Raw genomic sequence first — 16,949 nt, 5'->3', positions numbered from 1 at the left:
GTGGTCGAAACAATGGGAGAGTGTGGTTCGTGAAGGTTAAGCGCAGGCTGCAAACGGCTGTTCTGGTATCAGTGCTCATAGGGTTTAGCGGCGCAGCCATGGCGAAAGAGCAGGAGCTGTTCAACTTTGTCCGGCCACTGGATGCCGTGCAGGTCACGACGCAGGATGCTGATCTGCCCAACCGTATCGGCGAGCCGACCCCGCAAGGCGAAGTACTGCGCCGGGTGACCTTCCATTCCGCCGAACAGCCGAGCCTACGGCTGACTCCGCAAGACGGTAGCTGGGACTGGTCGCAGCAGACGCTGATAAGCCTGCGTGTGCAGAACGCCATGGACTGGGCACTGACTTTGGATGTGCTGATCGAGAGTACTGACGGCCAGCGCCTGAGTACGCGTATCGCCTTGCCGGCTGGCCCTGCGCAAACGCTGTTGATCCCTCTGCAGGCAACTTCGCCCCGCGATCAAGGTATGCGTGCCGGTGTGCCGATGCCCTGGACGCATAAAGGCCAGCGCCTGCTGTTGGCGGACACGGTGACCGGCGCGCTGGACCTGAGTAAGGTCAGTGCGGTCACGCTGTCCATACCGCAGCCGAAAGCCGCGCAAGATATTCTGATCAGCCAGTTTGGCGTGACCACCGAACAGCTTTCGGCGGCGGCCTATGCCAGCATCGTCGACGGTTACGGTCAATACACGCGGGCCGACTGGCCAGGCAAGGTAAAAAGTGACGAGCAGTTGCAGCAGGCCGCGGCTCAGGAGCAGCAGCAATTGCATAATTGGCTAGCCGAGCGCCCTGCACATGACAAATATGCTGGCTGGACCGGTGGGCAGCCATTTGAGGCAAGCGGCTTCTTCCGTACCGAGAAGCGCGATGGCCGTTGGTTTCTGGTAACGCCTGAGGGCCATCCGTTCTATTCGCTGGGCGTCAATGCGGTCACCACGCAACAGAGCGCTACCTATGTTGAGGGGCGCGAGGCGATGTTTGCCGGGTTGCCGCAACCGGGCGAGGCGCTGGCCGCCTATTTCGACACATCCGATAGCCGCAGCGACACTGGCGCCAATCAGGGCCGGGCGTTTGCCAGCGGGCGCTGGTTCGACTTCTACAAGGCCAACCTGCAGCGCAGCTATGGCCAGGTTGACCCTGCGGCCTGGCGCACGCTGAGCCAGGACCGACTGCAGGCCTGGGGCTTCAATACCCTGGGTAACTGGAGCGAGCCGGCCTTCGGCGGCGATACGCGTATGCCGTTCAGCATTGCGCTGTCGATTCATGGCGATTACGCCACCATCAGCACCGGCGTTGATTGGTGGGGCGCGATGCCTGATCCATTCGACCCACGCTTCGCCATGGCCACCGAGCGTGCTGTAGCGATAGCCTCGCGCGATCACCGTGATAACCCCTGGCTGCTCGGTTATTTCGCCGATAACGAACTGGCCTGGGCTGGGCCGGCGGATGACCCCTATGGTCGCTATGCCCTGGCGTACGCCACGCTGCGCCTGACCACCGACGTTCCGGCCAAGCGCGCCTTCCTCAAGCAGCTACGCGACAAGTACCGCAATCAGAATGGTCTGTCCCGCGCCTGGGGCATCGAGCTGCCTGCCTGGGAATTGATGGAAGATCCTGGCTTTAAGGCACCATTGCCAAGTGCCGAGTACCCGGCCGTCGAAAAAGACATGCAGGCGTTCTTGCGTCTGTATGCCGAGACCTATTTCAAGACCATTGCCGATTCGCTCAAGTGGCACGCGCCCAACCACCTGCTGTTGGGTGGCCGTTTTGCCAGCAGCATCCCCGAAGCGGTGAATGCCTGCGCCAAGTTCTGCGATGTACTGAGCTTCAACTTCTACACCCGCGAGCCGCAGCACGGTTACGACTTTGCCGCCCTGCGCGAGCTGGACAAGCCGCTGATGGTCACCGAGTTCCACTTCGGCTCCCGTGACCGTGGGCCGTTCTGGGGTGGAGTTGCCGAAGTCTACCAGGAACAAGAACGCGGCCCGGCCTATGCGCATTTCCTGGCCAAGGCCCTGGAGGAGCCGCAGATCGTCGGCGTGCACTGGTTCCAGTACCTCGACCAGCCGGTTACCGGGCGTTTGCTGGACGGCGAGAATGGTCACTTGGGTCTAGTCGCGATTACTGATCGGCCATGGGATGGCTTCGTTAAAGCTGTGCGCAAAGCTAACCTCGATGTGCCGAAAGCTCTGCTTAAGCCTGTAGCTGCGCCAGTTCCTGCGGTTCCATAAAGGCTATTCGCCAGACTGATAGTAGGCTTGCCAGCCCTGGGCTGGGTTCACCGCTGGCGTCAGAGCTGAAACAATCTGCCGAACAGTGGCCAAATATAAGAAGAAGGGGGCAGGGCGGTGCAGATACAAGGTTATTTCGACCTGAAGTTCGAGGCGTTGCGCGACGCTTTTGCGGCGTTGTTCGATGAGCCGCAGGAGCGCGGCATGGCGCTGTGCGTGCAAATCGGTGGCGAAACCGTGGTGGATCTGTGGGCCGGGGTGGCCGACAAGGATGGCCAGCAGGTCTGGCACAGCGACACCATCCTCAATCTGTTCTCCTGCACCAAGACCTTTACTGCGGTCACCGCGTTGCAGCTGGTGGGCGAGGGTAAGCTCGAGCTCGATGCGCCGGTGGCGCGCTACTGGCCGGAATTTGCCGCTGCCGGTAAGGACAAAATTACCCTGCGTCACTTGCTCAGCCATCAGGCCGGATTGCCAGCCTTGCGCCAGATGCTGCCGGCTGAGGCGCTGTATGACTGGCAAGCGATGACCACAGCCCTGGCAGCCGAGCAGCCCTGGTGGGCGTTGGGTGAGGGTCATGGTTACGCACCAATCACCTATGGCTGGCTGGTGGGTGAGGTGTTGCGCCGCGTCGAGGGGCGCGGGCCGGGCGAGTCCATCGTTGCGCGCACGGCCAAACCGCTTGGTCTGGATTTCCATGTTGGTTTGGCCGATGAGGAGTTTGATCGCGTATCGATCATCTCCCGCGGCAAGGGCAACTTCGGTGACGCGGCCGCCCAGCGTTTGCTCAAAACCATGATGAGCGAGCCGGCGGCCATGAGCACACGGGCCTTTACCAACCCGCCCTCGATCATGACCAGCACCAACAAACCCGAGTGGCGGCGCATGCAGCAGCCGGCAGCAAACGGCCATGGCAATGCGCGCAGCCTGGCCGGTTTTTATAGCGGCCTGTTGGATGGCCGATTGCTGGAAAGCGAACTGCTGGCCGAGTTGACCCGTGAGCATGCGGTGGGTGAGGACAGGACCCTGTTGACCCGCACCCGTTTTGGTCTGGGTTGCATGCTCGACCAGCCGGAAGTCGCCAATGCCACCTACGGCATGGGGCCACGCGCTTTTGGTCACCCTGGAGCAGGGGGGTCTATTGGCTTTGCCGACCCGGAACGGGATGTGGCCTTCGGGTTTGTCACCAATAACCTAGGACCGTTCGTCTTGATGGACCCTCGTGCGCAGAAACTTGCGCGTCTGTTGGCTGATTGTTTATAGCCAGCTCGGCTAAACTGCTGCGCAATATGGCATGGCTCGCTCTTTACGCAGGCCACTGACCGGCTTCTTTTGCTCAATACGTGTGGATACCCGATGCTCGCCAATAAAACTCTCGCCATCGCTCTGTGTGTACTGATCAGCGGTTGCAGTCTTTTCGACAAGTCCGCAAAGCCTGCACCGAAAGTGGTGCCAATGCCGCCACCTGCAGTGACCCAGGCCTGGTTGGATGTGTATGAGCCGAAGGTGCGCGAAGCGATCAAGGGCACCCATTTTGAATTTGAGCGTCGGGAGAACCTGCTGGTGGTCACCGCACCGGTGCAGGGCTCGTTCAATCCGGACCGTCCGCACATGATGCTGCCGATTACCCTTGGGCCGCTTAGCCGTATGGCCAAACTGCTGGAAAGTGATGAAACCATTGGTGTGCTGATTCTCGGCCATGCCGATAGCAGCGGTGAAGTGAATGCCAACCGCGAGCTGAGCCACCAGCGAGCCCGGGCCTTCACCTCGATTTTCCGCCTTAGCGGCCTCAAGCAAAATCGCCTGATGGTCAAGGGGCTAGGCTCAGACATGCCACGCGCCGCCAACGACAGCCAGCAAGGCCGTGCACTGAACCGTCGGGTGGAAATTCTCCTGACCTCGAAAGCCACCCTCAACGCGCTGATCTCCAAATACAGCCAGCCGGCGCCCACGGTAGTAGTCGCGGCGGCCAAACCTGCTGCGGACAAGAATGCGAAAGCCGTAGCCAAGGCTGATAAGCCCGCTAGCAGCCAGTAAGCCACTACATCAATAGTCACTACGCAGTGGCGTGTTGCCGCAGATCAAACCAGATAGAGTGCTCGCGGTTAAGCTAGGCAAAACGTTTTTAAGAGGATTTGCCGATGACTCAAACCCTAGCTGATATGCGCCGTGACTACACCCGCGATGGCTTGAGCGAGGCGCAGGCGCCGCTTGAGCCCTTTGCTTTGTTTGAGCAATGGTTCGCCGAGGCGGTAAAAACCGAGCAACTGCCGGTCGAACCGAATGCCATGACTCTGGCGACCGTCGATGGCGAAGGGCGTCCGCACTGCCGGGTGCTGCTGCTTAAAGGCCTGGATGCGCGCGGCTTTACCTTCTTCAGCAACTACGACAGCGCCAAAGGTCAGCAACTGGCCGCCAACCCCTTTGCCGCCATGACCTTCTTCTGGCCGAGCCTGGAGCGGCAGGTACGGATCGAGGGGCGCGTCGAGCGGGTTACTGCCGAAGAATGTGATGCCTACTTCCAGGTACGTCCGCTGGGCAGCCGCTTAGGTGCCTGGGCATCGCCACAGAGCAGGGTGGTTGCCGACCGTGCCGAGCTAGAAGGCCTGCTGGCAGAAACCGAGCAGCGTTTTCTCGATCGCGCGCCGCATTGCCCGCCGCACTGGGGTGGCTATCGCCTGCTGCCGGAGCGCATCGAGTTCTGGCAAGGCCGTTCCAGCCGCCTGCATGACCGCCTCAATTTCCGTTTGCAGGACGCCGCCTGGCTGCGTGAGCGCCTAGCACCCTGAGCGCGCTTTAGTCGCCGGAGTATTGTCCGGCGGCGTGCTCCAGCCAGGCTGGCAGGTCGTTGCGTTTGATCCCGGCGGCCTGCGCCTCGGCAAGGCGAGCGAGCATATAGCTGCGTTTGGCCACTGAGTCACCGGCCAGCGATAGCGCCAGGTCACGATCCATCCAGCGCTTGATCCGCACATACAGCCACCAGTGGAAGTACAGCCCGGCAACGCTGGTGATGGCGACGATAAAGTAATCCATAAATCCCCCAAACCAGCACCTAGCTTAGGCTGATTGGATGCCGCTATTGCACGCGGCTAAGTGTCGCGCCATAGCCCTAGGCGGCAGCTTGGGTAAAGTTTTGCTGCATATTGGCGGGTGACAGCGCCAGTGCGCAGGCGTTTTAATGAGGGCCTGCCCAAATGGAGAAACCATCATGCGTAAACTCTTTCTATTGGCGGCTTCGTTTGCCGCGCTAGCCCTGCTGGGCGGCTGCGCCTCCAGCCTGACGGGCGACACATATTCGCGCGATGAAGCGCGTGCGGTGCAAACGGTGCGCATGGGCACCATCGAAGCGCTACGCCCAGTGAAGATCGAAGGCACGAAAACCCCGATCGGCGCAGGTGCCGGTGCGGTAATCGGCGGTGTGGCGGGTAGCGGCGTTGGTGGTGGGCGTGGCAGTGCGGTGGCTGCAGTGATCGGCGCAGTTGCTGGTGGTCTGCTGGGGGCTATGACCGAAGAAGGCCTGACCCGTACCCAAGGTGTGGAAATCACTGTGCGCGAAGATGATGGCAGCATGCGTGCCTATGTTCAGGCCGTCGAAGAAAATCAGATTTTCCGCGTCGGTGAGCGTGTGCGCATCATGACCGTGAATGGCACCAGCCGCGTTACTCACTAAGTATCGTAAAAACCGGATCAGTCCCGACTGATCCGGTTTTTTATTGCCTTTTTTCCAGATAAACCAGATGTTTACCGGTGTTTTTCAGATTTTTTGGGCAGGCTCGCGGAAAACACAGTGTTTAGTAATGATTCTATCCATGACGGCTGGCCGATAGTTATGGATAATCGCCCACGTTTTTGCGCCAACGGGCTTTCGTCGCCGTGCGGTGCAATACTTCTGCGCGGGTGCAGCACCGGTCAAACCTGGGGCTGCCGTCAGTCAGCAGGATAGGGAGTCAGCCGGGGACGAGTACGTGCCGGGTTCGTATTAAGGGGTTATTTCTATGACGCTTGCGCTGATCATCGCCTTGCCATTTCTCGGCATCTTCCTGCCTCTGCTGGCCGAGCGTCTGGGCCGTTCCGCCTGCGCCGCGGCAGCCGGGGTGGCGCCGCTGACGGCGCTGGTCTTGCTGTTTTCGCAGCAGTCTGCGGTGTTCGCTGGCGAGTTGCTCAAGGTCAAGGTGGAGTGGTTGCCAGCGCTGGGCCTGAACCTCAGCCTGCGTCTGGATGGCCTGGGCTTTCTGTTTGCCTTGCTGATCCTCGGCATCGGCCTGCTGGTCATTCTCTACGCCCGTTATTACCTGTCGAAGAAGGAGCCCATGGGGCGCTTCTTTGCTTTCCTTTTGCTGTTTATGGGCGCCATGCTCGGCGTGGTGCTCTCGGAAAACCTGCTGCTGATGCTGATGTTCTGGGAGCTGACCAGCCTGTCGTCGTTCCTGCTGATCGGCTTCTGGGGTGCTCGCTCGGATGCTCGCAAAGGTGCGCGTATGGCCCTGGCCGTGACCGGCGGCGGTGGCCTGGCGCTGTTCGCCGGGATTCTGCTGATCGGCCATATCGCTGGCAGTTTCGAGTTGTCTCAGGTGCTGGCTGCCGGTTATGCGATCCGCGCCCATGAGCTTTACCCGCTGGCGCTGGTTCTGGTGCTACTGGGGGTGTTCACCAAGTCGGCGCAGTTTCCGTTCCATTTCTGGCTACCACATGCCATGGCCGCACCTACGCCTGTGTCCGCTTATCTGCATTCCGCGACCATGGTCAAGGCCGGGGTGTTCCTGCTGGCGCGCCTGTACCCGGCGTTGGCAGGTTCGGAGTGGTGGTTCTACCTGGTCAGTATCACTGGCTTGGTGACGTTGCTGGTTGGTGCCGGGATGGCGCTGTTTCAGCATGACCTCAAGGGGCTGTTGGCCTACTCGACCATCAGCCACCTGGGCCTGATCACCTTGCTGTTCGGCCTGGATACTCGCTTAGCGGCGGTGGCGGCTGTGTTCCACATCATCAACCACGCCACTTTCAAAGCCTCGCTGTTTATGGCGGCGGGGATCATCGATCACGAAACCGGTAGCCGCGATATGCGGCGTATCAACGGCATGTGGAAATACATGCCACATACGGCTGTGCTGGCCATGGTGGCAGCCTCGGCGATGGCCGGGGTGCCGCTGCTCAACGGCTTCCTGAGCAAAGAGATGTTCTTTAGCGAGACGCTCAATCAGCACCTGCTGGGCAGTTTCAACTGGGTAATTCCGGCTGCTGCAACCTTGGCCGGCGTGTTCTCAGTGGCCTATTCGTTGCGCTTTATCCATGACGTGTTCTTCAACGGTGAGCCGGTTGATCTGCCGCACTACCCACCGCACGAGCCGCCACGGTATATGAAGGTGCCAGTGGAAATTCTGGTGTTCCTCTGCCTGCTGGTAGGGATTGTTCCGGCCTACACCGTGGCGCCGCTACTGGCGGCTGCCGCTACGGCCACCCTGGGTGGTGAGGTGCCGAGCTACAGCCTGGCGATTTGGCATGGTTTCAACCTGCCGTTGTTGATGAGTTTTATCGCCTTGTTTGGCGGGATTCTGGTGTACGTGTTCCGTCAGCCACTGTTTCGCTGGTATGCCGGGCTGCCGAGTGTGGATGCCAAACTGCTGTTCGAGCAGGGCGTGCTGATCTTGATCAAGGTGTGTAGCGCGCTGACCAACTGGTTGGAGAATGCTTCGCTGCAGCGTTACCTGGCGCTGCTGCTGGCTGCCGCCTTGTTGGTAGTAACTCAGGGCCTTAGCTCGTTGCCACAGATCAATGGGCCGCTAGCCATGGCCCCGATCGACGGCATCACCACCCTGGGCTTGGGCATCATGGCTTTGGCTGCCTTGGTAACAGTGGTCTTCCACCGCCAGCGTCTGGTATCGCTGTTGATGCTTAGCGTGGTCGGTCTGATGGTGGCCTTGGCCTTTGCCCGTTACTCGGCGCCAGACCTGGCCCTGACTCAGCTTTCGGTCGAAGTGGTAACGATCATCCTGCTGATGCTCGCGCTGTTCTTTCTGCCGGCGCATACCCGTATTGAGTCGAGCAGCCTGCGTGGTCTGCGCGACTTCACCCTGGCGGTGGGTAGCGGAGTGATGGTGGCGATGCTGGTGTTTGCCGTGCTGACGCGGCCGTATGACAGTATTTCGGCGTTCTTCCTGGAGAACAGTGTGCCGGGCGGCGGCGGTACCAACGTGGTCAACGTGATTCTGGTGGACTTCCGTGGCTTCGATACTATGGGCGAGGTCACCGTGTTGGCGATTGCCGCAGTCGGTATCTTCGCGCTGCTTGATGGTTTGCGCCTGATCCAGCCAAAGGTTGATGCACAGGGGCGCGACTGGGCGCGTGACCGCCATCCGTTAATTCTAGCCACTTTGTCGCGGGTGCTGTTGCCGATGGCGCTGCTGGTCTCGGTGTTTATCTTCCTGCGTGGGCACAATCTGCCAGGTGGCGGCTTTATCGCCGGCTTGGTGACCGCAGTGGCGTTGATCCTGCAATACGTTGCCAGCGGCGTGCAGTGGACGCAGTCGCGCTTGCCGCTGAATTACCAGGGCATGGCCGGCCTCGGCGTGTTGATTGCCGGGCTGACGGGGCTGGGCAGCTGGTTGTTTGACCGGCCGTTCCTGACCTCGGCCTTCGGTCATTTCCATATCCCGCTGATCGGTGAAATCGAACTGGCCACCGCCATGTTGTTCGACCTGGGCGTGTACCTGACGGTAGTCGGCGCGACCCTGCTGATTCTCGCCAACCTGGGCAAGTTGACCCAGGGAAAAGCCGCACAAGAGGTGCTTTGAGATGGAAGCCATATTTGCCACAACCCTGGGCATCCTGACCGCCAGCGGGGTGTACCTGTTGCTGCGCGCACGGACCTTCCCGGTGGTGCTGGGGCTGACGCTGATTTCCTATGCAGTCAACCTGTTCCTGTTTGCCATGGGCCGTTTGCAGAGCGGCGTGGCCACGGTGATCGGGGTGGGCAAGGAGTACGCAGACCCATTGACGCAGGCACTGGTGTTGACCGCCATCGTGATCGGTTTTGCCATGACTGCCTTCGTCGTGGTGCTGGCGTTGCGCAGCGTCGGCGAAACCCAGACCGACCATGTTGACGGCCAGGAGCCTGTGCAATGAATCACGGCTTGATCCTGCCAATTTTGCTGCCAATGTTTGCCGGCAGCCTGTTGCTGCTGGGCGCGGGCCTGAGTCTGCGGGTCAAACGCAGCCTGTCGTTGCTGGCCACTTTGCTGCTGCTGCCGTTGAGCGGCTACCTGCTCTGGCTGGCCGATCAGGGCGTGCTCCAGGTGTATGCCGCGGGTAACTGGGCAGCACCCTTCGGCATCATCCTGTTGCTTGACCGTCTAAGTGCTTTGCTGCTGGTGGTCACCGCAGTGCTCGGCAGCTTTGCCTTGTTGTATGCAGTGCGTGGTGATGATCAGCGTGGGCAGAGTTTCCATGCGCTATTCCAGTTCCAGCTGATGGGTATTAACGGCGCCTTTCTTACTGGCGACTTGTTCAACCTGTTTGTATTTTTCGAGATCCTGCTGATCGCGTCCTATGCACTGCTGGTGCATGGCGGCGGGGTAGAGCGGGTGCGCGCAGGGCTGCATTATGTCGTACTGAACCTGGTAGGTTCGGCGTTCTTCCTGCTCGCGGTGGGTGTGCTGTATGGCATCACCGGCACCCTGAATATGGCCGATATGGCCATTCGCGTAGCCGCCGCCGGGCCCGATGATGCTGCGCTGCTCGGCGCTGCCGGCTTATTGCTGCTGGTAGTGTTCGGTCTTAAAGCGGCCTTTGTGCCGCTGTATTTCTGGTTGCCCAAGGCGTATGCCTCGGCGACTGCGCCGGTCGCTGCGCTGTTTGCGGTCATGACCAAGGTCGGCCTGTACTCGATCATCCGCGTATACACGCTGATCTTCGGTGACGAGGCCGGCAGCCTGGCTAATATGGCCAACGACTGGCTCTGGCCGATTGCCCTGCTGACCCTGGCGCTGGGCGTGATCGGTGCGTTGGCGGCGGTCAGCTTGCAGGGGCTGCTGGCGTACCTGGTGGTGGTGTCGGTCGGCACCTTACTTGCGGGTATTGCAATTGGCACCGAGCAGGCATTGGCCGCTGCCCTGTACTACCTGGTGCACAGCACTTGGGTGGCCGGTGGGCTATTCCTGCTGGCCGATCTGATTGCCCGTCAGCGTGGTGTTAAGCAGGCGCTGCTGGTGCAGGGCCCGGCATTGCAGAATCCGCATCTGCTCGGCGGCCTGTTCTTTTTCGGCGCGATTGCCGTGGCGGGCCTGCCGCCGCTTTCCGGATTTATCGGCAAGCTGCTGTTGCTGCGCTCGCTGGAGCCTGGCCTGCAGGCGCTGCTGTTATGGCCGATTGTGCTGGGCGGTGGCCTGTTGACTCTGATTGCTCTGAGTCGCGCCGGTAGCATGCTGTTTTGGCGCGTCGGCCTAAGCCAGCTAGACAGCGCCGAGTTGGATTACGGCCGGTTGCTGGCCTGCGCCAGTTTGCTACTGCTTAGTCTGCTGTTGATGGTCGGTGCTGCGCCGCTTCTGGCATATGTCGAGGCCACGGCCAGTCAGCTGCATGACCTGGCGCTGTACCGGCAGATCATCGAATCGGGAGCTGCACGATGAAAGCACGTCGTTGGTTACCTCATCCGCTGCTGAGCCTTTGTCTGCTGCTGGTCTGGCTACTGCTGATAAACGACCTGAGCCTGGGCCACTTGTTGCTCGGCGCGTTGCTCGGTTGGGCGATTCCGTTGCTGACTCAGGTGTTCTGGATCAACCCGCCACGGGTCTACAAACCGCTCAAACTGTGCCTGTTTCTGCTGCGCGTCCTCGGCGATATTATCGTTGCCAATTTGCAGGTGGCCAAACTGATCCTCGGCCCAACCGCCAAGCTGCGCCCGGCATTCGTAGAAATTCCCATGCTGCTGGAAGATGAACTGGCGCTGACCATGCTCACCAGTATCATCTCGCTGACCCCGGGCACGGTGTCCGCCGACCTCAGCGATGACCGCAGCATGTTGCTGGTACACGGCCTGGATGTGCCTGACGCCGAGGCCATGGTGGCGGAAATCAAACAGCGCTACGAAGCACCCCTGCTAGAGGTATTCACATGCTCGCCTACGTGATTCCGCTGTGTTTGGTAATCATCGGCCTGGCTCTGGTTCTGACCATGGCGCGGCTGATCATCGGGCCCGATCTGCCCGATCGCATCCTGGCGCTGGATACCCTGTATATCAATGCGATTGCCATGCTGGTGCTGTTCGGCATCTGGCTGGGCTCGGACATGTATTTTGAATCAGCCCTGTTGATTGCGGTGATGGGCTTTATCGGCACGGTGGCAGTGGCCAAGTATCTACTGCGCGGCGACATCATCGAATGAGGAGCACCTGATGGCTTTCTGGATCGAAGCGCTGGTGGCGCTGTTTCTGCTGCTTGGCAGCCTGTTTGCGCTGGTCGGTGCGATTGGTCTGTACCGTCTGCCGGACTTTTTTATGCGTCTGCACGGCCCGACCAAGGCCAGCACCCTGGGCGTGGGCGGCATGGTGATTGCCTCGCTGATCTACTTCAGCTTTCGCGGCGAGGGCGTCAGCCTGCATGAACTGCTGATCGCCTTGTTTCTGTTTATCACCGCACCGGTCAGCGCCCATATGCTGGCCAAGGCGGCGCTGCAACAGAAGCTGCGGATTAGCGAGAAGACTCGCGGTAAGCCTTGGGAGCAATAAGCCGACGTCGGCGCGTTGATCAACCTTCGGCTGTTACTACATAGCGCCTTGTCTCGCTTTAGCCTCGCGAACTCCGATGCAGGCACAAAGAACCAGACCACACAGTTCACGGCGCTGACTGTATCTGTTGGCGCCACGCCTGCCTCTCTACACTGCAGCCTTTAGTCAGGGGCTTGGATATGCGAGAGCAGGGAAGGGGCATCGCGGTGATCTGTCTGGTGATCGCCATGGCGCTGTGGGGCAGTTCCTTTATTGCGCTGAAATTGGCCTTTGCCGAGTTGCCGTCGCTGTGGGTGATTTTCGGCCGTATGGCCCTAGGTAGCCTGGTATTTCTGCTGGCCTGGCGCTGGCGCGGGCAGATGCATTACCGCGCCGGAGACTGGAAGTATCTGCTGGGCCTGGCGGCCTGCGAACCCTGTCTATATTTCCTCTTTGAAGCTTTGGCCTTGCAGCACACCAGCGCCGCTCAGGCGGGCATGGTCACAGCCTTGTTGCCACTGCTGGTGGCGGTCGGGGCGTTTATCTTCCTGCGCGAGCGGATTAGCCGCATCACCTTGGCAGGTTTTCTGATCGCCCTGATAGGTGCCATATGGCTGAGCCTGGCCGGTAGCGCCGATGAGCATGCCAGTAACCCCCTTCTTGGTAACTTCTATGAGCTGCTCGCGATGCTCTGCGCCATGGGATACACGCTGCTGCTCAAGCACTTGTCATCGCGCTATTCGCCATTTCTGCTGACTGCCATGGTGGCCTTTGTCGGCACCATCTTCTTTCTACCTTTGGCCTGGTTCAGCGCACCCTTGCCGACCAGTGTCAGTCCCATGGGCCTGGGCGCGGTGGCGTACCTGGGCATTCTGGTCACGGTGGGCGCATACGGGCTGTACAACTTCGGCGTCAGCCGCTTGCCGGCGAGCCAGGCGTCGGGCTTTACCAACCTGATCCCGGTGTTCACCCTGCTGTTCGCCATACTGCTATTGGGCGAAAGCCTGAATGCTGTGCAGATGCTGGCGGCGGCATTGGTGTTTGCTGGCGTATTGCTAAGCCAGTGGCGCGGGACGCGTGTGGTGCCAGCTGGTGTGCTGGATTGAGGACGTTGGATTTGCTGCGCGTCGGCGATACGGCGTTAAAAATAGCCTCGGAATGCTCATTTACAGCTCGTAAACTCCGCTTCCTCGGCCATTTTTGCCTTGTCTCGCTCTAGCTCGCGAAGTCCGAAATAAACCCTAGGGGATTAAGGCATGAGCGATTCAAGAACTTGGGCGCGCGAAGCGATCCGTATTATCGAGGCGGATTTTCAGCGCAGCGCCGATACCCACCTGATTCCCCTGGCGTTGCCGGGTTTGCCGGGCGTCGAGCTGTATTTCAAGGACGAATCCAGCCACCCCACTGGTAGCCTCAAACACCGCCTGGCGCGCTCGCTGTTTCTCTATGCGCTGTGTAACGGCTGGCTCAAGCCCGGGGCGCCGGTGATCGAGGCCTCCAGCGGTTCCACTGCAATTTCCGAGGCGTATTTCGCCCGCTTGCTGGGGCTGCCGTTTATCGCGGTGATGCCGGCCAGCACCTCGAAGGAGAAGATCGCGCAGATCGCCTTCTACGGCGGGCAGAGCCATCTGGTGAACGACCCGACACAGATCTATGCCGAGTCCGAGCGCCTGGCGCGCGAGACCGGCGGGCACTTTATGGATCAATTCACCTACGCCGAGCGCGCCACCGACTGGCGCGCCAACAACAATATTGCAGAGTCGATCTTCCAGCAGTTGCGCAGCGAGCGCTTCCCCGAGCCGAGCTGGCTGGTTTCCAGCCCTGGCACCGGCGGCACTTTGGCAACACTGGGGCGTTATGTGCGCTATCGCCGCCACAACACCCAGGTGCTGTGCGCCGATGCCGAGCGTTCGGTGTTCTTCGATTACTACCGCACCGGCGATGCCAGCCTGTGCCTGAACCATGGCTCGCGTATCGAAGGTATCGGCCGGCCACGGGTCGAGGCATCTTTTCTGCCGTCGGTAATCGATGCGATGTGCAAGGTGCCCGACGCGCTGTCGCTAGCCGCTATGCATTACTTGGCGCAGCGCCTGGGTCGTAAAGTGGGCGGCTCCAGTGGCACTAACCTGATTGGCGCGTTGCTGGTGGCGCAACGTATGGTCGCTACGGGGGAATCCGGCTCGGTGGTGGCGATTCTCTGCGATGGCGGCGAGCGCTATGCCGACACCTACTACAATCAGACCTGGCTTAGCGCTCAAGGCTTTGAGCTGACTGCGCTGCTGGCCGCAGTAGCCGATTGTGCCGAACGCGGCGTCGCCTTGCCGGCTGACTTGCCCACGGCAGGGCTGTAGATGGATAACCTGCGCATTCGTGAGGCGACGGCTGCCGATATCGACAACCTCTGTGGGCTGATCTTCGAGCACGGGCCGAATCCATGGAATTATCTGCCTCCTGCCGAGGTAACAACCCATCTCCAGCAGATTGCCGACGGTTCGGTGTCTGCATTGCTGGCCGAGCGCGGTGGCGAGCTGCTGGGGTTTGTCAGTTATCAGTACTCGCGGCACTTCGCCCGCTACCAGCCGCCGACGCGCCTTGATCTTGAGCACGCCTATATCTGCGAGGCAGTCACCCATCGCGCAGTTGCCGGGCAGGGCTTGGGTTCACGTCTGCTCAAACAGGTGGTTACCGCGCTGGCCGAGCAGGGCGTGGCCGATATCTATATCGACCGCCACGAAGAAAACGCCGCCTCGGCCGGGATGATGCGCAAGGCTGGGTTTGTTGAGATTGAAACCTACGCCGACCCCGAGCGCCGCCCCAATGGCTCACGGCGTACCACAGTTTGTTGCCTGCGCTTGCACGTTTAGTCGACCGTTCACGAGCCGCCGGGTCAGCCGTGCTGGTCTAGAGTCACTGCTGTGGGTGGGCGTACACCGCGCCCCGAATGCAGCAGGAGAAATGCCATGGGAACTGTGCGCAGCTGCTTGCACATGTTGTTGTGGTCAGCCGTTTGGCTGAGCGTACCGGCGCTGGCTGCCGATGATACGGCGGGGTCGAAGGACCATCCGCTGCTGTCCCGCTACCCGAACTCGCATATCGTCGAATACGAGCAGAACTACAACGCCGCTCAGTTCGCCACCGGCACTCAGGACGGCGTGCCGCAGCGCCAGACCGTGGAAGGCGATGCCACGCAGATTCGCTATTTCCACAACGTGGTAGACAACCAGCCGAGCCCGCTGCAGCTGCTGCGCAACTACCAGAACGCTATCAAGTCGATCGGTGGTGAGGTGGTTTACGAGCGTCTGCCGCAGGATGGCGACGGCGGCGAAACCACGCTGAAGGTCACGACCGGCGGTAAGGATGTGTGGGTGCGCCTGGAACCGGAAATCTTCAGTGCACCGACCCAGAGCTACAAGCTGGTGATCGTCGAAGTGGCGGCCATGCAGCAAGTAGTGAGCGCCAACCAGTTGCTCGATGAACTCAACCGCAACGGCTTTATCGCCCTGTATATCAACTTCGACACGGGCAAAGCCGAGCTCAAGGCCGATGGCCAGGCCACGGTAGCGGAGATTGTCAGCATGCTGAAAGCTGCGCCTGCTTTGCGTCTGGCCATCGAAGGCCATACCGACAGCCAGGGCCAGGCCGAGGCCAACAAGCTGTTGTCCGAACAGCGTGCGCAGAGTGTGATGAACGCCATTGTCGCCGCCGGTATCGATGCGCAGCGGCTGACGGCTGCAGGTTTCGGGCAGGAACGACCGGTGGCGGATAATCGCAGTGAAGAAGGGCGGGCTAAAAATCGTCGGGTCGAGTTGGTTAAGCAGTAGCCGACAGCATCTGCAGCGTCTGAGTTGGTGGGTAAAGCCTGAACACGTTGAGGCTCTGCATATCTGTGCCAAGGGTGATGCGCAGCGGAGAGGAAGTGTGGGTTTCGATGCCAGTCAGCACCGCGTCGTGCAAATCGAAGCCTTTGATCTGTCTGCCAAAGGCTGGCAGGGCTTCGCGGATGGCCTCGATGGCGAAATCCGGTAGCGCCAGGGCCAGGTCGTTTAGCTTGATCCCTGGTTTGTAGGATGGCTCGACACTGTCCAGCGCGGTCGATGGCGTGAAACTCCGGCTGCCTTGGCCGCCGGAGTTGTGAGCAGGTTGGGGTGTCAGGCGGAAAAACCACCATCAATCATCAGGCTTGAACCTGTGATATAGCCTGCTTCCGGACCCGCCAGATAAGCCACGAAACTGGCAATTTCTTCGGCGCGACCGTAACGGTTGATGGCCATCAATTGCTTCAGGCTGTCAGCAAACTCGCCGTTTTCTGGGTTCATCTCGGTGTCCACCGGGCCCGGTTGCAGGTTGTTCACCGTGATACCACGGCTGCCCAGGTCGCGGGCCAGGCCCTTGGTCAAACCCACCAGTGCGGCCTTGCTCATGGCATATACCGCGCCACCGGCGAAGGGCATGCGCTCGGCATTGGTGCTGCCGATGTTGATTATACGGCCACCGTCGTTAAGGTGTTTGGACGCTTCCTGACTGGCGATTACCACGCTGCGCACGTTGATCGAAAGCGTGCGGTCGATATCTTCGATGCTCATTTCTTCGATTGGGGCGATGGCCAGTACACCGGCGTTGTTCACCAGAATATCCAGTTGACCGAAGGTGCTCAGGGTTTGCTGAATGGCGCCGCGAATGGCGCTTTCGCTCGCGCTGTCGGCTTTAATGGCGAGGGCTTTGCCGCCGGCGGCCTGGATTTCCTTCACCAGTGTTTCGGCATGCTGGGCGCTCTGGCTGTAGGTCAGGGCAACCGCAGCACCGTCACGAGCCAGACGTTTGGCGATAGCGGCGCCAATGCCACGGGAACCGCCTTGAATAAAAGCTACTTTGCCGCTGAGGGAAGAGGTGTTGTGAGTCATGTCGATCTCCATACAAGTAAGTGAGTGTGTGGGTACTTCTTGGTGTTGGAGTGAGTATCTGCCTCGGATTGTTTTCTAATAAGCCTGTAATGCGTATATGCTTTCGATCCGAATGCTATC

At 60.3% G+C, this 16,949-nt stretch carries 17 protein-coding genes and 1 pseudogene; 15 read left to right on the top strand and 3 right to left on the bottom strand.

The features are described from left to right. Positions 1–98 precede the first annotated feature (98 nt). The 4 genes from AACY25_RS11860 to pdxH all read left to right on the top strand — a co-directional run bounded on the left by AACY25_RS11860 (position 99) and on the right by pdxH (position 5,020). Positions 99–2,231 carry a beta-agarase gene (locus AACY25_RS11860; RefSeq protein ID WP_339524729.1) on the top strand — a complete coding sequence of 711 codons (2,133 nt, stop codon included), beginning with the start codon at positions 99–101 and terminating at the stop codon, positions 2,229–2,231. A gap of 117 nt (positions 2,232–2,348) precedes the next feature. Beyond that, positions 2,349–3,494, top strand: coding sequence for a serine hydrolase domain-containing protein (locus AACY25_RS11855; RefSeq protein ID WP_339524727.1), 1,146 nt, complete (start codon positions 2,349–2,351; stop codon positions 3,492–3,494). A 93-nt stretch (positions 3,495–3,587) separates the two neighbouring features. After that, entirely contained in the window at positions 3,588–4,268 is a 681-nt protein-coding gene (locus AACY25_RS11850; protein WP_339524725.1) for an OmpA family protein, read from the top strand. A gap of 104 nt (positions 4,269–4,372) precedes the next feature. Further along, the gene (gene pdxH / locus AACY25_RS11845; protein WP_339524723.1) at positions 4,373–5,020 is read left to right on the top strand and encodes a pyridoxamine 5'-phosphate oxidase; all 648 of its coding nucleotides are present in this window, start codon (positions 4,373–4,375) and stop codon (positions 5,018–5,020) included. A gap of 7 nt (positions 5,021–5,027) precedes the next feature. On the opposite strand, the gene AACY25_RS11840 is transcribed toward pdxH, so the two are convergent. After that, positions 5,028–5,264, bottom strand: a complete 237-nt coding sequence (locus AACY25_RS11840) for a hypothetical protein (protein ID WP_339524721.1) — start codon at positions 5,262–5,264, stop codon at positions 5,028–5,030. A gap of 175 nt (positions 5,265–5,439) precedes the next feature. On the opposite strand from AACY25_RS11840, the gene AACY25_RS11835 reads away from it, so the two are divergent. The 11 genes from AACY25_RS11835 to AACY25_RS11785 all read left to right on the top strand — a co-directional run bounded on the left by AACY25_RS11835 (position 5,440) and on the right by AACY25_RS11785 (position 15,749). Then, positions 5,440–5,901, top strand: a complete 462-nt coding sequence (locus AACY25_RS11835) for an outer membrane lipoprotein (protein ID WP_339524719.1) — start codon at positions 5,440–5,442, stop codon at positions 5,899–5,901. 325 nt (positions 5,902–6,226) lie between these two features. Further along, complete coding sequence (locus AACY25_RS11830; RefSeq protein ID WP_339524718.1) at positions 6,227–9,019, top strand: monovalent cation/H+ antiporter subunit A; 2,793 nt, start codon at positions 6,227–6,229, stop codon at positions 9,017–9,019. Between the two features lies 1 nt (position 9,020). Continuing rightward, a complete protein-coding gene (locus AACY25_RS11825) occupies positions 9,021–9,350 on the top strand; it encodes a Na+/H+ antiporter subunit C (RefSeq protein ID WP_339524717.1) in 330 nt (109 codons plus the stop codon). Continuing rightward, complete coding sequence (locus AACY25_RS11820; protein WP_339524715.1) at positions 9,347–10,852, top strand: monovalent cation/H+ antiporter subunit D; 1,506 nt, start codon at positions 9,347–9,349, stop codon at positions 10,850–10,852. The genes AACY25_RS11825 and AACY25_RS11820 overlap by 4 nt, the downstream gene beginning before the upstream one ends. Beyond that, positions 10,849–11,352, top strand: a complete 504-nt coding sequence (locus AACY25_RS11815; RefSeq protein WP_339524713.1) for a Na+/H+ antiporter subunit E — start codon at positions 10,849–10,851, stop codon at positions 11,350–11,352. The genes AACY25_RS11820 and AACY25_RS11815 overlap by 4 nt, the downstream gene beginning before the upstream one ends. Beyond that, positions 11,337–11,606: a K+/H+ antiporter subunit F gene (locus tag AACY25_RS11810; protein WP_339524711.1), complete on the top strand. Its 270-nt coding sequence runs from the start codon at positions 11,337–11,339 to the stop codon at positions 11,604–11,606. The genes AACY25_RS11815 and AACY25_RS11810 overlap by 16 nt, the downstream gene beginning before the upstream one ends. Positions 11,607–11,616: 10 nt before the next feature. Then, entirely contained in the window at positions 11,617–11,949 is a 333-nt protein-coding gene (locus tag AACY25_RS11805; protein ID WP_339524710.1) for a Na+/H+ antiporter subunit G, read from the top strand. 179 nt (positions 11,950–12,128) lie between these two features. After that, the gene (locus AACY25_RS11800) at positions 12,129–13,034 is read left to right on the top strand and encodes a DMT family transporter (protein ID WP_339524709.1); all 906 of its coding nucleotides are present in this window, start codon (positions 12,129–12,131) and stop codon (positions 13,032–13,034) included. Between the two features lie 150 nt (positions 13,035–13,184). Next, the gene (locus tag AACY25_RS11795; RefSeq protein WP_339524708.1) at positions 13,185–14,279 is read left to right on the top strand and encodes a PLP-dependent cysteine synthase family protein; all 1,095 of its coding nucleotides are present in this window, start codon (positions 13,185–13,187) and stop codon (positions 14,277–14,279) included. Then, positions 14,280–14,792 carry a GNAT family N-acetyltransferase gene (locus tag AACY25_RS11790; protein WP_339524707.1) on the top strand — a complete coding sequence of 171 codons (513 nt, stop codon included), beginning with the start codon at positions 14,280–14,282 and terminating at the stop codon, positions 14,790–14,792. It begins immediately after the preceding gene. 96 nt (positions 14,793–14,888) lie between these two features. Then, positions 14,889–15,749 (top strand): OmpA family protein, encoded by an 861-nt coding sequence (locus AACY25_RS11785; protein ID WP_339524706.1) that lies wholly within the window; start codon positions 14,889–14,891, stop codon positions 15,747–15,749. A gap of 28 nt (positions 15,750–15,777) precedes the next feature. Here the strand turns inward: AACY25_RS11785 and AACY25_RS11780 are convergent. Together AACY25_RS11780 and AACY25_RS11775 are read right to left on the bottom strand one after the other, a co-directional pair. Continuing rightward, positions 15,778–16,026, bottom strand: a pseudogene (locus AACY25_RS11780) (FAD-dependent protein); the annotation flags it as partial. 50 nt (positions 16,027–16,076) lie between these two features. After that, complete coding sequence (locus AACY25_RS11775) at positions 16,077–16,829, bottom strand: 3-oxoacyl-ACP reductase family protein (protein ID WP_339524705.1); 753 nt, start codon at positions 16,827–16,829, stop codon at positions 16,077–16,079. Positions 16,830–16,949 lie beyond the last annotated feature (120 nt).

This window comes from Pseudomonas sp. EA_35y_Pfl2_R111, from assembly GCF_963970955.1.
In the GTDB taxonomy this organism is placed as follows: Bacteria; Pseudomonadota; Gammaproteobacteria; order Pseudomonadales; family Pseudomonadaceae; genus Aquipseudomonas.
This window is presented reverse-complemented; position numbering and strand designations above follow the sequence as displayed.

Bases quoted from the DNA above. Each gene is read 5' to 3' on its own strand.
- AACY25_RS11860 (WP_339524729.1), top strand. From the start codon at position 99: ATGGCGAAAGAGCAGGAGCTGTTCAACTTTGTCCGGCCACTGGATGCC.
- AACY25_RS11850 (WP_339524725.1), top strand. From the start codon at position 3,588: ATGCTCGCCAATAAAACTCTCGCCATCGCTCTGTGTGTACTGATCAGC.
- pdxH (WP_339524723.1), top strand. From the start codon at position 4,373: ATGACTCAAACCCTAGCTGATATGCGCCGTGACTACACCCGCGATGGC.
- AACY25_RS11840 (WP_339524721.1), bottom strand. From the start codon at position 5,264: ATGGATTACTTTATCGTCGCCATCACCAGCGTTGCCGGGCTGTACTTC.
- AACY25_RS11835 (WP_339524719.1), top strand. From the start codon at position 5,440: ATGCGTAAACTCTTTCTATTGGCGGCTTCGTTTGCCGCGCTAGCCCTG.
- AACY25_RS11830 (WP_339524718.1), top strand. From the start codon at position 6,227: ATGACGCTTGCGCTGATCATCGCCTTGCCATTTCTCGGCATCTTCCTG.
- AACY25_RS11825 (WP_339524717.1), top strand. From the start codon at position 9,021: ATGGAAGCCATATTTGCCACAACCCTGGGCATCCTGACCGCCAGCGGG.
- AACY25_RS11820 (WP_339524715.1), top strand. From the start codon at position 9,347: ATGAATCACGGCTTGATCCTGCCAATTTTGCTGCCAATGTTTGCCGGC.
- AACY25_RS11815 (WP_339524713.1), top strand. From the start codon at position 10,849: ATGAAAGCACGTCGTTGGTTACCTCATCCGCTGCTGAGCCTTTGTCTG.
- AACY25_RS11810 (WP_339524711.1), top strand. From the start codon at position 11,337: ATGCTCGCCTACGTGATTCCGCTGTGTTTGGTAATCATCGGCCTGGCT.
- AACY25_RS11805 (WP_339524710.1), top strand. From the start codon at position 11,617: ATGGCTTTCTGGATCGAAGCGCTGGTGGCGCTGTTTCTGCTGCTTGGC.
- AACY25_RS11800 (WP_339524709.1), top strand. From the start codon at position 12,129: ATGCGAGAGCAGGGAAGGGGCATCGCGGTGATCTGTCTGGTGATCGCC.
- AACY25_RS11795 (WP_339524708.1), top strand. From the start codon at position 13,185: ATGAGCGATTCAAGAACTTGGGCGCGCGAAGCGATCCGTATTATCGAG.
- AACY25_RS11790 (WP_339524707.1), top strand. From the start codon at position 14,280: ATGGATAACCTGCGCATTCGTGAGGCGACGGCTGCCGATATCGACAAC.
- AACY25_RS11785 (WP_339524706.1), top strand. From the start codon at position 14,889: ATGGGAACTGTGCGCAGCTGCTTGCACATGTTGTTGTGGTCAGCCGTT.
- AACY25_RS11775 (WP_339524705.1), bottom strand. From the start codon at position 16,829: ATGACTCACAACACCTCTTCCCTCAGCGGCAAAGTAGCTTTTATTCAA.